The 13,983-nt window shown below is 39.2% G+C and carries 13 protein-coding genes and 4 pseudogenes; 16 read left to right on the forward strand and 1 reads right to left on the reverse strand.

The genetic code is table 11. The annotated features are described in order from the left end of the window. Positions 1 to 23: 23 nt before the first annotated feature. The 7 genes and pseudogenes from MKY99_RS14695 to mtnN all read left to right on the forward strand — a co-directional run. Positions 24 to 158 (forward strand): annotated as a pseudogene (locus tag MKY99_RS14695) (MarR family transcriptional regulator); the annotation flags it as partial. A 52-nt stretch (positions 159 to 210) separates the two neighbouring features. Further along, a complete protein-coding gene (locus MKY99_RS14700; RefSeq protein WP_339271330.1) occupies positions 211 to 891 on the forward strand; it encodes an NAD-dependent epimerase/dehydratase family protein in 681 nt (226 codons plus the stop codon). A gap of 84 nt (positions 892 to 975) precedes the next feature. Next, positions 976 to 1,155, forward strand: a pseudogene (locus tag MKY99_RS14705) (SDR family NAD(P)-dependent oxidoreductase); the annotation flags it as partial. 433 nt (positions 1,156 to 1,588) lie between these two features. Then, positions 1,589 to 2,503, forward strand: a complete 915-nt coding sequence (locus MKY99_RS14710; RefSeq protein WP_339271332.1) for a phosphotransferase — start codon at positions 1,589 to 1,591, stop codon at positions 2,501 to 2,503. 280 nt (positions 2,504 to 2,783) lie between these two features. Beyond that, positions 2,784 to 3,113 (forward strand): annotated as a pseudogene (locus MKY99_RS14715) (HIT domain-containing protein). A 168-nt stretch (positions 3,114 to 3,281) separates the two neighbouring features. Next, positions 3,282 to 3,689, forward strand: coding sequence for a GNAT family N-acetyltransferase (locus MKY99_RS14720; RefSeq protein WP_339271333.1), 408 nt, complete (start codon positions 3,282 to 3,284; stop codon positions 3,687 to 3,689). Between the two features lie 371 nt (positions 3,690 to 4,060). Continuing rightward, a pseudogene (gene mtnN, locus MKY99_RS14725) lies at positions 4,061 to 4,594 on the forward strand (5'-methylthioadenosine/S-adenosylhomocysteine nucleosidase); the annotation flags it as partial. 406 nt (positions 4,595 to 5,000) lie between these two features. On the opposite strand, the gene MKY99_RS14730 reads toward mtnN, so the two are convergent. Then, positions 5,001 to 5,699 (reverse strand): MerR family transcriptional regulator, encoded by a 699-nt coding sequence (locus MKY99_RS14730; protein ID WP_339271334.1) that lies wholly within the window; start codon positions 5,697 to 5,699, stop codon positions 5,001 to 5,003. Positions 5,700 to 5,856: 157 nt separating this feature from the next. On the opposite strand from MKY99_RS14730, the gene MKY99_RS14735 reads away from it, so the two are divergent. From MKY99_RS14735 to MKY99_RS14775, 9 genes are all read left to right on the forward strand, one after another. Further along, positions 5,857 to 6,723, forward strand: coding sequence for an alpha/beta hydrolase (locus MKY99_RS14735; RefSeq protein ID WP_339271335.1), 867 nt, complete (start codon positions 5,857 to 5,859; stop codon positions 6,721 to 6,723). Between the two features lie 81 nt (positions 6,724 to 6,804). Further along, a complete protein-coding gene (locus MKY99_RS14740) occupies positions 6,805 to 7,494 on the forward strand; it encodes a hypothetical protein (protein WP_339271336.1) in 690 nt (229 codons plus the stop codon). Positions 7,495 to 7,745: 251 nt separating this feature from the next. Then, complete coding sequence (locus tag MKY99_RS14745) at positions 7,746 to 8,372, forward strand: sigma-70 family RNA polymerase sigma factor (protein WP_339271338.1); 627 nt, start codon at positions 7,746 to 7,748, stop codon at positions 8,370 to 8,372. After that, on the forward strand, positions 8,369 to 9,277 hold the full coding sequence (locus MKY99_RS14750) for a hypothetical protein (RefSeq protein ID WP_339271340.1): 909 nt from the start codon (positions 8,369 to 8,371) through the stop codon (positions 9,275 to 9,277). The genes MKY99_RS14745 and MKY99_RS14750 overlap by 4 nt, the downstream gene beginning before the upstream one ends. Before the next feature lie 194 nt (positions 9,278 to 9,471). After that, on the forward strand, positions 9,472 to 10,800 hold the full coding sequence (locus tag MKY99_RS14755) for a spore germination protein (protein ID WP_339271342.1): 1,329 nt from the start codon (positions 9,472 to 9,474) through the stop codon (positions 10,798 to 10,800). 21 nt (positions 10,801 to 10,821) lie between these two features. Beyond that, the gene (locus MKY99_RS14760) at positions 10,822 to 11,919 is read left to right on the forward strand and encodes a hypothetical protein (RefSeq protein ID WP_339271344.1); all 1,098 of its coding nucleotides are present in this window, start codon (positions 10,822 to 10,824) and stop codon (positions 11,917 to 11,919) included. Continuing rightward, complete coding sequence (locus tag MKY99_RS14765; protein WP_339248262.1) at positions 11,916 to 13,007, forward strand: Ger(x)C family spore germination protein; 1,092 nt, start codon at positions 11,916 to 11,918, stop codon at positions 13,005 to 13,007. Before MKY99_RS14760 ends, MKY99_RS14765 begins: the two co-directional genes overlap by 4 nt. Positions 13,008 to 13,188: 181 nt before the next feature. Continuing rightward, positions 13,189 to 13,512 (forward strand): metalloregulator ArsR/SmtB family transcription factor, encoded by a 324-nt coding sequence (locus tag MKY99_RS14770; RefSeq protein WP_042188252.1) that lies wholly within the window; start codon positions 13,189 to 13,191, stop codon positions 13,510 to 13,512. Further along, the gene (locus MKY99_RS14775; protein WP_042127759.1) at positions 13,512 to 13,928 is read left to right on the forward strand and encodes an SRPBCC domain-containing protein; all 417 of its coding nucleotides are present in this window, start codon (positions 13,512 to 13,514) and stop codon (positions 13,926 to 13,928) included. Before MKY99_RS14770 ends, MKY99_RS14775 begins: the two co-directional genes overlap by 1 nt. Positions 13,929 to 13,983 lie beyond the last annotated feature (55 nt).

Raw genomic sequence — 13,983 nt, forward strand, 5'->3', positions numbered from 1 at the left:
CCATACTATTTATATGAACAACAATAATAAATGACATTGACGCTATTCCCTCGCTTGTACAATCCAAGCGGCAGATTGATCGCTATAAGCTAGACATAGACGCACAGGCTATACTCGTCGCGTCTAGGCTAATGGCAGCGGGAGCCAAGCTTCACTATGGACAGACGAATAGTTAATAACAATTTAATTGAGAAAAGGGAGGGATCCATCGTGAAAATAAGAGCGATAATTACAGGTGTTACGGGGATGGTTGGCGAGGGTGTTTTACATGAATGCCTGCAGCATCCTGATGTGGAACACGTTTTAGTGATTAACCGCAAACCATGCGGCGTTTCACATCCCAAATTAACTGAAATCATCCACAAAAATTTTTTTGATTTATCTGCAATCAAGTCTCAATTAAGCAACTATAATGCATGCTACTTTTGCTTGGGTGTAAGCTCTGCTGGTTTGAAGGAGGAGGAGTACTCACGATTATCGTTTGATCTTACTGTGCATATGGCAGAAATGCTCGCAGGCTTGAACCCAGATATGGTGTTCTGCTATGTTTCCGGAATGGGGACGGATAGTACAGAGCTAGGAAAAAGGATGTGGGCAAGAGTGAAGGGCAAGACAGAAAATCACCTCATGCAGCTGCCTTTCAAAAAAGCATACATGTTTCGCCCTGCCTACATCAATCCAATAAAGGGATTAAAAAATACGCATAAATCTTATTATGCATTTATGTGGCTATATCCTATTCTAAGAAGACTTTTTCCAAACTTTACCGTGTCTTTAAAGGAGCTTGGTATTGCAATGATTCATACTGTTACAAAAGGATATGATAAATCTATTCTTGAGAGCAAGGATATCATTAAATTGGCTAAATCCGAACCGGGTACTTTTGGCTGATCTCATAACCTAATTCATCTGAGTTCAATAATACAGCTGTTTTATCCGGGTAATTATTCTCAATGTGTCGCTCTCCCAAGCACAAAGCGCAATCTTATGGAGAACGGGCATATGCCTCCTTGGCTCGCGAACCACGTTGTGGAAATTCAAACCATGTCTACGGTGGTGCCAGAAAGACCAAATGACACTGTGAAGCGCTTACTCGGCAGGGAGCCACGCACGTTAGAGGCCTTTCTGCATGAGTGTGTAGAAAATTTCAGGTAGAGGCGGAGTCCACCTATTTTGAAATTTGTCTCATTGGCAGCATTTTGTTCCGATCTCAGACAAGTCATTGAGCTCCCATGAAAATTAAATTAGCTCAAAACTAGTAAAAGAACAAACTTCGTTCTACAATTACTAAAAACTAGGCTGGTGCAAAAACCAGAGTAGGATTAATCTCCCATGAGTGCTTCCCGAAAGGGAGCGACAATCTGTGATGCACCGGGGTCGTTGGAGTCAGACTAACGGATGGGCTCTAAGGCACCATAGCTCATCGACCTTCTTCGCCAGCCGTAGTAGCAGTATTGACTGATTTTACCCATTTTCATCATCTGTGGTGCGGCGTTTGCGCTGCATGTATGGCTAACGGGCAGTTATGCATAACTTCCAGGGAATGTAAACGTCTAAATAAAGTAAGGAACGAGGAGGCAGACATTTCATGGGAGGGACGAATGTATGGGATGCGGAGTGGGAGGTTAACGAAGAGCAGGCGCGGACGCTGATCGGCAGACAATTCCCTCAGCTGTCATCGAAGCAAGTGAAACGATTGGGCTGGGGCTGGGACAATACGGTTTTTCTCATCGGTGACGAGTACGTGTTCCGGTTTCCAAGAAGAACGATTGCAGTTGGCTCGATTCGTATGGAAGGGAAGCTGCTGCCGAAGCTGGAGGCATATATGACCATCCCCTATCCGAAACCGTTGTTTTATGGCGAAGCAAGTGACGAATACCCGGCACCATTTCTTGGCTATGCCTACGTGCCAGGAGATTTCCCCATCGGTTTGACGGAAGAACGCCGGGCTTTATCGGCAGAGACGCTGGCGAAATTTTTGCGGAGATTGCATGAGTTTCCGGTGCAGGCGGCGCTGAACTGCGGAGTTCAGCAAGATCATCGAAGCTTGACGGACATAGCATCGCGCAAAGTGAAATTGGAAGGCTTTCTATCGAAGGTGGTTGAACACTTGTCGCCGGAGGAGTCCGGTGTGATCGAAGCGTATATTAGCAGGCTGCAAACGGACCATGTCGAGGCGGTGAATGCACTGCTACATGGCGATCTTCATTTCAAAAATATGCTTGTGAATGAGAACGGGATCGTTTCCGGCATCATTGATTGGGGCGATCTGAGCGTAGGCCATCCGGCTTGCGATTTGAGCGTTGCTTACAGCTTTTTACCACCTTACGCTCGCGGCGTGTTTTTCGAAACGTACGGAGGAGCGGACGAGGAAACGAAGCTGCTGGCGCGGCTGATCGCGGTATACATCCCCGTACTGATCTTGATGCAAGCGGTCGATGACGGGAATGAAGCGATTGCGGCAGAGGCGAAATCCAACATCATGCGAGCACTGTCGGATTAGGCTCATTATTTCGTTGCAGCTATGGGGCTAGGGCTATCGGCACCATTTTGTCGTTTAAAGGCCGCGATAAGGTACGATTCGCCTTCTCTGATGCCGTTTTATGTTGAGGAACACGAAATTCAACAGAGTAAGTCGTTGCGCTAACTGGGAACGATAGTTGAATAATACAAATTGATTTGCAGGAGCTACGGTATCCTGCTTTTTTCATTGAACTAACGGGCAGGATAGTTACAAATAATTACAAATGTTAAAATGAGAAAAGTAAGAAGGAGGAGATTTGATGACTGAGGATTTTTATTGCGATGAGGTGTTAAGTGGTCGTACTTATGTAAAGAAAGTACTTGAAACTGATAACGTTCTTGCGTACCATCACACTCGCCCTTTTTATCCCGTTCACATTATTACAATTCCAAAGAGGCATATCTCATCTCTTTTAACACTAGATTAGAGTGACAACGCCCTCTTAATTGAATTGATGGACGTTGTTAAAAAAGTAGCATCTAAAGTGCAGTCTGAGTATGGAGCTTGTAGGGTATCGACTAATTTAGGAAAACACCAAGACTCAAAGCATCTTCATTTTCATGTGATTTATGGTGAGCCAATACGCTAAATCATTTTATTCTTAGTTGTTGATCTAACGGGGAACGTTAGCTCAAACACGATAAGCCAGACGTCAGTCAACTCGATCGGCTGCCTTTATTCAACGGCAGGATAGCTTAACATGTGTCAAGAATACGTAACATCTGTAAGATCATCTAAATAAGGAGTGGTGCTTCTTATGATTAGTTTAAAAAATTATGAAGACTTAGGTGAATTGAAGCTTTTAATGGCTGAGTGTATGTGGGCTAATGATGAAAGAATTGATAATGAACTTAAAACATACATAGACAATGATTCACGGGAATTAGTTGGGAGTTTAAAAAATGATGAACTAGTAGGGTTAATTGGATTCATATCCGAATCAACTAATGAAATAGAACTTAAGCATATTGCAATTAAAGCCAATTATCGTGGTAAAGGTATAGGCAGTGAAATGATAAATGAGTTCATAAAAACTAAAAAGAATGTGAGAATAAAAGCAGAAACCGATAAAGATACTGTTGGCTTCTATAAAAAAATTGGTTTCTCGATAACAAGTTTGGGAGAAAAATACCCAGGAGTAGAGCGGTTTGAATGTATTTTTTAAGTCACAAATAATTCAAGTGATCATTACGCAAACGGGGAATGGTTAGCATCATGAAGAACAAGCAGTCGGTATTAGTGGCTACCTGTTTAACTATCGGGCAGTTTAGTTGCATAAAAAGGAAAATCCCCCTAAATCAACGAATACTATGTGTTGATCCGTTGGAATTTGTGTGTATGTATAATTAGGTGTTATTGAAAATAAAAGGTGGTAATTTCAATGAAGATAGTATACCGGGTCCTTCTGAAGATGAAATTAATCCGTTTATCGATAAAATAAAAAATCAGACAATCACAAAGCATATCATGCTAAATTTTTATTCAGGGCAATATCATGATGTGTCGGTAGTAGGTGCTTTTTGAGGGGTTTGTAAAGTAAATGCTGCAATAGATACCCAAGTATTGATCGATAAATTCCAGGTGGATTTAATCATTTTAACTGGTGTAGCGGGTTCATTAAACGATAATCTTAAATTTGGTGATGTAGTCGCATCAACAGAAGTCGCTCATCATGATGTGGTTCCTGAGATTATTATTGAATATCATCCTTGGTTAGAGCATCAATACATAAAAGCTAATGAAGCACTAATAGGAAAATGTATTAGGATAATTAAATCTGAAAGACTCGGTTTTACATGCCATTTAGGAAGAATCATAACTGGTGAAACATTTATTACCCATCAACAAAGAAATATATTGATTGAGAAACATCAAGCTATGTGTGTAGACATGGAAAGTGCCAGTGTCGCCCAAGTGTGTTACGTAAATAATGTTCCATTTATTGTGATTCGAGCAATATCGGATAATGCTGATAGTGAAGCGCCGGAAACTTTTGAGTGCAACGTGAAAACTGCATCATTAAATTCAATTAAAGTTGTAGAGAATTTACTAATTTTATTACTAAATTAGTCGCCTAGAACCATCCATCTAGAAAAAAACGACGTATTGAACTAACGGGGAACGTTAGTTCAATAAACTAGCGGCTGTCTAAATAGTTCCGAGATTCTGCCCTTTACAAGGGGGCATCGTTATTGGACGATAACAGAGAGGGTGTATTCATGAATACACCCATCAGGGTGGTAACGCGAAATCAACTCCGTCCCTTAAGGGAGGAGTTTTTTGTGTTCTTATAAATGATTTTAAGAAGGATTAATTATGTTCCAAAAAATCTATGCATTCGATCGAATTCTGAGCCAGAATATGTTTATTGCTGTAAGGACTTCTTGCCGAAAGAAGGGGGATGCAGGTGCACTGGTATTTGAGTTAAGTTTTCTTCTTTTTGGAAAGATTGTTTGTTGATATCAAGTTATCAAGTTTAATAGTATTTCACATATTTCATAAGCTCAGCGATCCCTAAAAACTGCTTCATTAATTGACTATTTAATTTTTGTAACGCAAGCTCGAATGACATTTCTACTTTTTTATAGTTTTGTGTCTCTATTTCATTCAGGAGTTGTTTCATATTCTCGATATAATACACGGTCTTCCTTAGACTGCTGATTAGTATAATCTTTCTTAATTCCGTTATAGTATAGACCCTATAGCCGTTGTCTTTATTTCTGTTAGAAGTAATAAGGCCTTCTTGTTCCCAATGTCGAATGGCTGAAGGCTTAACGCCTGCCATTTGTGCAACTTCACCAATAGTCATTGCATTTGTGACCTCTAAATCGTTGTATCTTGATAAATCTGCATTTCGGAACATGCGTAACACATCCTCTAACCTATGCTTTTCCGTTTGTGTATTATGCTGTTCCTGATTGATTGACCAAAGTGCATCCTCAATTTGCCGAGCTTTAATCTTTCTCATCACATCGTACACAACTGGAATCTCATATCCTTGTAAAAGTGCCCGAATCGTAATAAAAGCTTGGACATGAATGTCTGTATAACACCGGCGATTGCTAGGAGTCCTTGGGACTTCGGGAACTAAGCCTTGATCTTGATATCTTCTTAATGTAGTGGTACTTACATTTAATTTCTTAGCTATCATTGTTGGTGTATAATTATCTCTCATAATCGTCATCGCCCCAGAACATTAAAGTTAAACCTTCAAGTGCTACAACAACATTAAATCTAATTTAATTAGATATATCAAGGCTTAGTATGAGATAAACCGAAAGATTGCATGAATGTTATATGATATTTTTATAAAACAGTAAGGAGAGGATTGTTTGAAAAAAATCATACGATTAACCAACCATTCAGCAATAGAAGTAGGATTGACAGGAGGATCAGATCGTCCAACCATTATGTTACCTATCGCTAGAAAATCCGTGTACAATCAGGAGGCAGAAAATCTAAAGCTATGGGGCGTAGATCCTGAATTAGGTAAACATTTTGTTGAAGGTCTCGCGGATACGTTTCAAGTGCTTTATTTTGATTATGAAGGTCATCTCTTTCAACATCCAGTGGACAACTTAACCGTAGACCATATTGTGAAGGATCTGCTCCTCATTGCTGATGAAATGAACGTTAAGAGCTTTAGCTACTACGGTTATTCCTGGCTAGCTTTAATTGGACTACAATTGGCTATCAGAACAAATCGTCTGGAAAGCTTGGTCATGGGAGGTTTTCCGCCTTATAATGGTCCCTATCAAGAGATGCTGATTGTAACTCAAAAAACACATACCCAAGCTTTGAATAATCAAAATGAGGTAGCTGAAAAAAGCTCCATTGAAACAGAGAATCCTGATGAGATAGACTGGGACAACATCAAAGTATCAATGGATACCCGTGTAACAGCTCAATTTGTTGCCTTATACGAGAGCCTCACTGCTTTTGATGATCGTAGTATTCACCAATTGCTTAGTCTTCCAAAATTAGCTTTTGCAGGAGAAAATGATACTATCGTATATGGTGAGAATTTTGGAAATGTTACCGTTGATATTGCTGGGATATTAAAGAAGAATACGACGAAGCTGTGTGATTTAGGCTGGGATGTTGAAGTGCTAACGGGAAGCCAAATGGATCATACAAAAGCTATGCAACCAGCCGTGGTAATACCATTAATTAAGCCCTGGTTTATAAAACAATTATGAATACAGACTGGACTGTAATTCGGGAGCAGTTGTACCCCAGCTGTAAATGAAAGTGAGAGGGTTACAATTAACAAGCTTATTTTGCAAGTAGCATCATCGGTGTTAGCATTTAGTTTACTCGTTGCCTGTAACCATCAACAAATCAACTCATCTACTCAGGAACAAAAACCATCAGAGGTTAGCTTATTTCCAAAAAACGATCTCATGGATTCTATTGTAATTGACGCAGTAAATGAGGATAAATCAATTCGGGCGGAACAGCAAACGGAAAAGGGAACATTATTGATGATAGCCAAAGGTAGAGAAGAACTTGGGCATTTGGTCGTATCGAGCACGATGGGACAAGAGGGTGATCAGACGTTTCAGAGTAATTACTCTATTATCTACAGACAGGGAGATCAGGACAAAGTCTTAATGGAACTACCCAATTACTTGTTTTTCCGACCATCCAGCAAAAAAATATCTTTTGAGAAGCTGAGTTTTAAAGAAGCTGAGGTTTACATCCTTACTCCTCAATATCAAACAGGTCATGGCGTGGAAGGATATATTTTCGCGATTGATAAGCAAAATGAAGATGTATTCCCATTAGAAATCGTAAAGAAGGATCAAGTCTCGAAAACACTTCTTTATTCAGAAGCTGAGCCTTTACCAAGTGTCGAAAATAATATCTTAGTAGTCCATCCACCAGTTGGAGCAGGTACACAAGAAGCAGATGCAAAAGATATCTTTTACAAATTGGATTTAAACAATAAACGGTTTGTGGCTGAATAGCATGATTTGAACAAAAAAAAGGTCAGTTCACGAAATCGCGGAGCGTCTATGCTTCTATCATGAAGCTGCAGCAATTCCTCTATAGTTTCTACTTTTAATATATTGGCCGGTGTTGCCCATTATAGGGTACACCGGCTTTTTTCATAGGAATCAAAAGGATAAGATCACACGTCATATTATTGGCATTGAATGTCGAAGCTTATGAAGACATAAAATGATTTCCCGCACTAGTACATAAGAAAAAAACTTTTTTGCAACCAAAACCCTTCTTTTCTTACTTTATAAGTGAGGCCTTAATCAAACTGAACGGAAGTGATGGAGTGGACGATAGTGAAATCATACAGCTGTACTTTGCCCGCAATGAAACAGCAATAGAAGAAACATCCAAAAAATATAGAAATTATTGTACCAAGATTGCTCATAACATTCTGTCTAATTTTGAAGATTCGGAAGAATGCGTGAACGATACCTTTCTAGGAGCGTGGGAAACGATACCGCCGAAGACGCCTGCTAAGCTCTCATCTTTTTTGGGGAGGATCACACGAAATATCGCGTTAAATAAACACGATTATTACATGGCCAAAAAGCGGAATAAAACATTCGATACGATTCTTGATGAATTAAATGATTGTTTATCCTCTCCAGACAATGTCGAAAGTCAATATGAGGAAGAACAAATCGCTGAATCTATAAGCAATTTTCTGCTGAAGATTAATGAAGATCATCGGAATATTTTTCTGAGACGTTACTGGTATTCCGATTCTTTGGCTGATATCGCAACTCGATTCTCAATAAGTGAAAGTAAAACGAAATCGGTTCTTTTTAGAACACGAAAAAAACTCCAATTATACCTTATGAAAGAGGGCTATATCCTATGAATAATAAAGATTTATTTAAGACTATTGGTTATGTAGACGGCAATCTGGTGGAAAAGGCCAACACTGCGAGGCGTACTAATAAGAGAACATATGCGAAGTGGGGAACCATGGCTGCTTGTGCTGCACTTGTGTTAGGAGTGGCCATTTATACATCTCCTCTAAAGTCATCATTAACGAATTCACCACAAATCTCGCAGCAAACGCCCGTTTCAGCTCCTACCGGAGTTCGGAAAATTTTAAATTACAATGGATTTCGTTATGCATTCGTAAGTGATGGTGCTCAGTTTAAGTTCACAGGAATGAAGCCTGAACAATCACTTGGTACCATAGATTTTGATATTAACCAAGAGATTGGGAAGAACAATGGAGGAGAAGTTGTAGAAAAGGATTTTTCGTCTACGTTCGCTGTTGGAGGTAAGTTATATGAGATTCCGACGTACCCATCCCAATTCCGCATCGCTGTTAAAGTTGAGGAGCATTATTATTTGGCAGAAATCGTGGCGAAGACTAACGATTCTACGATGACCGCTAAGGAATATCTGGATATGTCTAATCTAAAAGAGCATGCAAAAGATATTCATGTTCTTAATCATGTGGGAAATGACGTGTTAAAGAAAATGACAGATCATGCTTCTGTAGAGTCTATCATTGATGGGCTGTACAGCGCAAAAACAGCTGATTTAAGTAATAAAGAATACGAGGCTATTGCAGAGGCGCAATCCCAAGGAAAATCGTATCAGTTAAAGTTCAACCTCAAGGATGGAACCTATATGGGCATGTATATCATTCCTGAATTAAAAGTCGTATCTATTGGAGATGCTTACTATCATTTGCCTGACACCTTCTTTAAACAATCCGGCGAACTTTTTTCAGGGCTTAAACAAGAAGTGTTGCCGCTTTATTGAGTAAAAATGTAATGCGTTGAATTGACGTGGTAATTGAAAGGCAGGGACTAAGGTGATAAACCTTGTTCCTGCCTTTTTGTTTTAGAACTAAGAGTATGAACATGGTTCCTTCAATTACCAGTATATTTACAGGTAGGATAAAACTGAGAATAAAAGGAAATGATATCAAAAACGAACTGGAGGATTGCTACATCATGATCGAAGCTTTTCAACTAATTAAGAAGCAGCTTTCTTCCTCAAGTGATATGAAGGAGGAAATCGTCCGAATTCAGAATATCGAGTTGGAAATCCTCTACTTGGACAGCGTTTGCGATGAAAAGAAAATTAAGGATGATCTGATCATCTCCATACTAAAATGCCCAGGAAAAGAGGAATTCAAGGATTATCTTACTTCTCTTCTTGACATCAGCAAACCGGAGAAGGACGAAGACATTTTACAGAAGTTGATGATTGGTCATGCCTGTATTCAAATGGGAAATGAGCTTTTCTTGTTCAGTGCGAAAAAAGTGATCAATAATCAGCTTGGGGATGCAAGCTCGGAAACAGCTATATATGGCTCGCAACGTTCATTCAGCGATGTGATTGATACAAATCTTAATTTGATTCGGAATCGTTATCCCTCCCCAAGTCTTGTTTATGAGAAAAGAGAGGTTAGTGGATTACCACAGACTGAAGTTGGTTTAATTTATGACAGTCTACTAGTTGATAAGGGAGTATTGAGCGAACTTCAAACGCAGCTAGCTTCGGTCAAACCGGATGTCATTCTTTCGGCGGCACACCTTCAAAGATTACTTACTAGTCGAAAATACTCGCTTTTTCCTATATTGATGATTACGGAAAGACCAGATCGCGTCGCGTTAAATCTGAAACAAGGCAAAATCGTTATACTTGTGGAAGGTAGCCCATTCGTTCTAATCGCGCCGGCTACTTTTTATGATTTCATTTCCTCAATGGATGATACTTTTGAGCAGTTATGGGTCGGTTTTAGCCTTGTGGTACTACGTTATATCGGCATTTTCATTACTGTGTTACTTCCTGGCATTTATATTTCTCTGGTCTCTTTCAACCCTGAGTTGTTTCAAGCCCAGCTCGCTTTCTCTATTGCCGGTAGTCGTGCGGGTATCCCTTATCCGTCGTACATTGAAGTGCTTATTATGATGTTCTTAATCGATACCTTAATCGAAGCTAGTATACGGCTTCCCAAGTCGATCAGCGCAGCGGCAACAACAGTTGGTGGACTAATTCTAGGACAAGCTGCGCAGCAGGCAAATCTGGTTAGCAATATCATGATTATCGTAACTTCCGCCATTGGCATTGCCAATTTTGTCGTGCCGATTAATGCTATGAGTTTCGCATTACGGATTGTCAAATATCCTTTCATCTTGTTAGCTAGTTTATTTGGATATGTAGGTCTAATCGCAGGACTATTTTGTTTGATCCTTTACTTGAACGATTTAAAAAGCTTTGGGAAACCTTATTTAAAAGTGTTTATCGGAGAACAAGAAAAATTCGGGAAATTATAAAGGAAAGGAGGATATTTTTCCTTGAATCGATATGTTTTTTATGTTTTATGGTGTGATGGGATCACCATCACAGGTCTTTTATTATATACCCTTTTATTGAATGAACGGTTTAATGGAAGCATGCTGGCTATTGTGATAAGTGCGGTTAGCGGCATGATATTTCTTGTAACAATGACCAAGTCACTTGGTTATTTTCCAAGGAAGGGTTTGCCTGAAATCTTTCGGATGTTTTTGCCGGCAGGAGCAAGAATATCATTATTAATATTCTTTTCAATTATGACTATAACAAAAGGATGCATCATGATAGGGTACGCATCAACCTTTTTTAATTTATATCTAACAGATGTAAACACAATTACTATTATGGTATTTATTTTTCTTGCAGTATCTTGGGGAGCTACAAGGTCAAGCAAAACAATTTTAAGTACGCTTGAGATCGTTCTTTTTATTTGCATTCCTTTAATGTACTATGCATTTACAAAAGCCATCTTTAGTCAAGGAATAGAGTGGAATTCCATTAAAGCAATGGCAGATTATGCATTCATTTGGCCGAAATGGGGAACGATTACGGCTGCAAATAGTGTTTTCTCCGGATTTGTTGGCTTAATCGTATTTAATCGAGTTGTTCCCAGCAAAATCAAATGGAAATACACTCCCATTGTCCTTATTGTTAATTTGCATATATTAGTCACTGGTTTGATTATTTCCATTGGAATTCATGGCACTTACGGGGTGGGGAATTATATAGCCCCCACGTATTCTGCATTAGATTCAATTGGTATGATGTCAGGGTTATTCTCACGTACGATTATGCCTTATTTTCTCATCGTCCTTTTTTTGCTCTTAGTGTATGCGTCTGTAACCATTCATGTTGGACTTGAGCTGTTGAAAGGATGCTTCTCTATGAAATTTCAAAATAATCTTCGAAAGGAACAACTATTATCTTGGGCAATTTGTTGCCTACTTACCATTGTTACAGTAATCTACTTCAGTACATTCACTTTAAAACAAATCATAAACCATACAGTCAATTGGCTAGAGTTGCGATTTTATACCGAATTTCTGATGGTCGCGCTTGTTGCGTTGTTTGCTGTAATGAAATGGAAGCGTAAAGTATGAGAAACATTATCCTATTGGTTCTCTGCTTTACAGTGGTTATACAATCGGGTTGTGCATTCAAGGATATCGACAAACGAATATTCGTAATCGCCATCGGAGTAGATCAATCAGATGATGTAAAAAATCCATATCGCGTGACATTGAAATTAGCTTTACCTGCTCAAAAATTTGATCCTTCTGTGAATAATATTCAAATTATAAGCGAAAATTCCGAAACGATATCAGGCGCGATCGGACGAATAAGGTCAAAATCATCGAAAGATCTTAATTTTGGTCTTTTAGAAATATGTATTTTGGGTGAATCATTAGCCCATGAGAGTATCAACGAGCCACTTAATTGGCTGTCAAGAAGATTCGATATTCCGATGGAGGGGATGGTGGCATTAGGGAAGCCCAACGCGGAGACTGTTCTTAAAATGAAACCAAAATCAGAAAATTTTTCAGGTAATGCATTGTTATTAAGTCTGTCCGAATCGGGATCAATCTCATCGTTCACGGTTCCCGAACACCTTTATGATTTCTATCGTCGAACGACGGAAAAGGGCATGGACCCCTACTTGCCTATTATCGAGACAGAAAAAGAGGTATACAAAATTGATATGGTTGCTCTTTTAGACAAACATAAAATAAAAACGATTTTGACAACAGATGAAACGCGCGTCTTTAAAGAACTTCTTCATAGCTATCCTCATTTCGAAATCACCACAAAAATGGTAAGTCAACCTTTTGTCTTGGCAATTGAACAGTTGAAGAGACGTTATACGATTGATACAAACAATAAGAATAAACCAGTTATTCGTGTATCTATTCAAATGCGTGGAGTTGTAGAAGAATTCGTAAATCAGGTGTATGAGGAAAATTGGACTAAATTTGAAAAGCATGTTGAACAGGAAGAAAAGACGAAGATATCAAGCTTGCTGAAAAAGCTGCAAAAAAACGGGATAGATCCGTTCGGTTTTGGATTACTCTATAGAGCTACCCGGCATGAAGGGGATAAGGAATGGGAGCAATGGCAGTCTATTTATCCCGAAGCTGTTTTTGATGTAAATGTTAAAGTTTCTATACAGGGAACGGGAGCAATAAAATAACAAGGCACCGATATTTACGCCTTATTCCATTGAAAGATCAAATATTAAAATTTTAAGGACCTTGACACGACACCATTTGGTGTCCTATAATCAATATGACACTAAATGGTGTCCGATTGGGTGCTGATGAAGTATAATCGGTTACACTACAGGTAATATTACGGAAAAGGTGGGGGTGGTTTTGAACGATAATAGTCAAGTGAGAGATGTATATGACGCTGTTGCAGATCCAACAAGGCGAAAATTACTTCAAATCCTGGCTGATGTTGATGAATTACCCCTACATGAAATCACAGTTCATTTTGATATGGGCCGTACTGCAGTATCTAAGCACTTGTCTATTCTTAAAGAGGCTGATCTTGTAGTTGCTCGAAAGGTTGGTAGAGAAACGAGGTATCGTTTGAATGCCAATCCATTGAAAGAAATTCGGGATTGGGTATCTTTTTACGAAGGCTTCTGGAAAGAAAGAATCGATAAACTAAAACTTTTATTGGAGGAAGAATAATGAAACCAGATGTATCCTTAGATTATCAATTTACAAGCTCCATCGAGAAGGTATGGAACGCTTTAACGGATTCAGATACACTAGCAAAATGGATTTGGAGCAATGACTTTAAGCCAGTCGTAGGGCATAAATTTCAATTTCGCGCAGAGCCAAATGAATGGTGGGATGGTATTGTAGATTGCGAGGTTCTCGTAGTAGATGAGCCACATACATTATCCTATACTTGGCATAGTGCCGGAGAAGGTACAACAGTTACTTGGACTTTGAGCAAAGAGGAAGATGGTAAGGTTCATCTGCATCTTGCTCAATCTGGATTTAGTGAAGAGACCAAAGCTCGCCAAGGCGCTATTGAAGGAGCTAAATATGCTTGGGCGAATATGGGCAGTCAGCTTGAAAAAGTATTAGCAGAACTGTAATTTCAAGAATAGGGCGCTTTTCTGAAAATGGAAAGTGCCCTTTTTAATGGAATAA

The sequence above is a fragment of the Paenibacillus sp. FSL R5-0470 genome, assembly GCF_037975205.1.
GTDB lineage: Bacteria > Bacillota > Bacilli > Paenibacillales > Paenibacillaceae > Paenibacillus_AQ.

What these genes read in the sequence shown, in the direction of transcription:
- MKY99_RS14710 (WP_339271332.1), top strand. Translation starts at nt 1,589, where the DNA reads ATGGGAGGGACGAATGTATGGGATGCGGAGTGGGAGGTTAACGAAGAG.
- MKY99_RS14720 (WP_339271333.1), top strand. Translation starts at nt 3,282, where the DNA reads ATGATTAGTTTAAAAAATTATGAAGACTTAGGTGAATTGAAGCTTTTA.
- MKY99_RS14730 (WP_339271334.1), bottom strand. Translation starts at nt 5,699, where the DNA reads ATGAGAGATAATTATACACCAACAATGATAGCTAAGAAATTAAATGTA.
- MKY99_RS14750 (WP_339271340.1), top strand. Translation starts at nt 8,369, where the DNA reads ATGAATAATAAAGATTTATTTAAGACTATTGGTTATGTAGACGGCAAT.
- MKY99_RS14755 (WP_339271342.1), top strand. Translation starts at nt 9,472, where the DNA reads ATGATCGAAGCTTTTCAACTAATTAAGAAGCAGCTTTCTTCCTCAAGT.
- MKY99_RS14765 (WP_339248262.1), top strand. Translation starts at nt 11,916, where the DNA reads ATGAGAAACATTATCCTATTGGTTCTCTGCTTTACAGTGGTTATACAA.
- MKY99_RS14775 (WP_042127759.1), top strand. Translation starts at nt 13,512, where the DNA reads ATGAAACCAGATGTATCCTTAGATTATCAATTTACAAGCTCCATCGAG.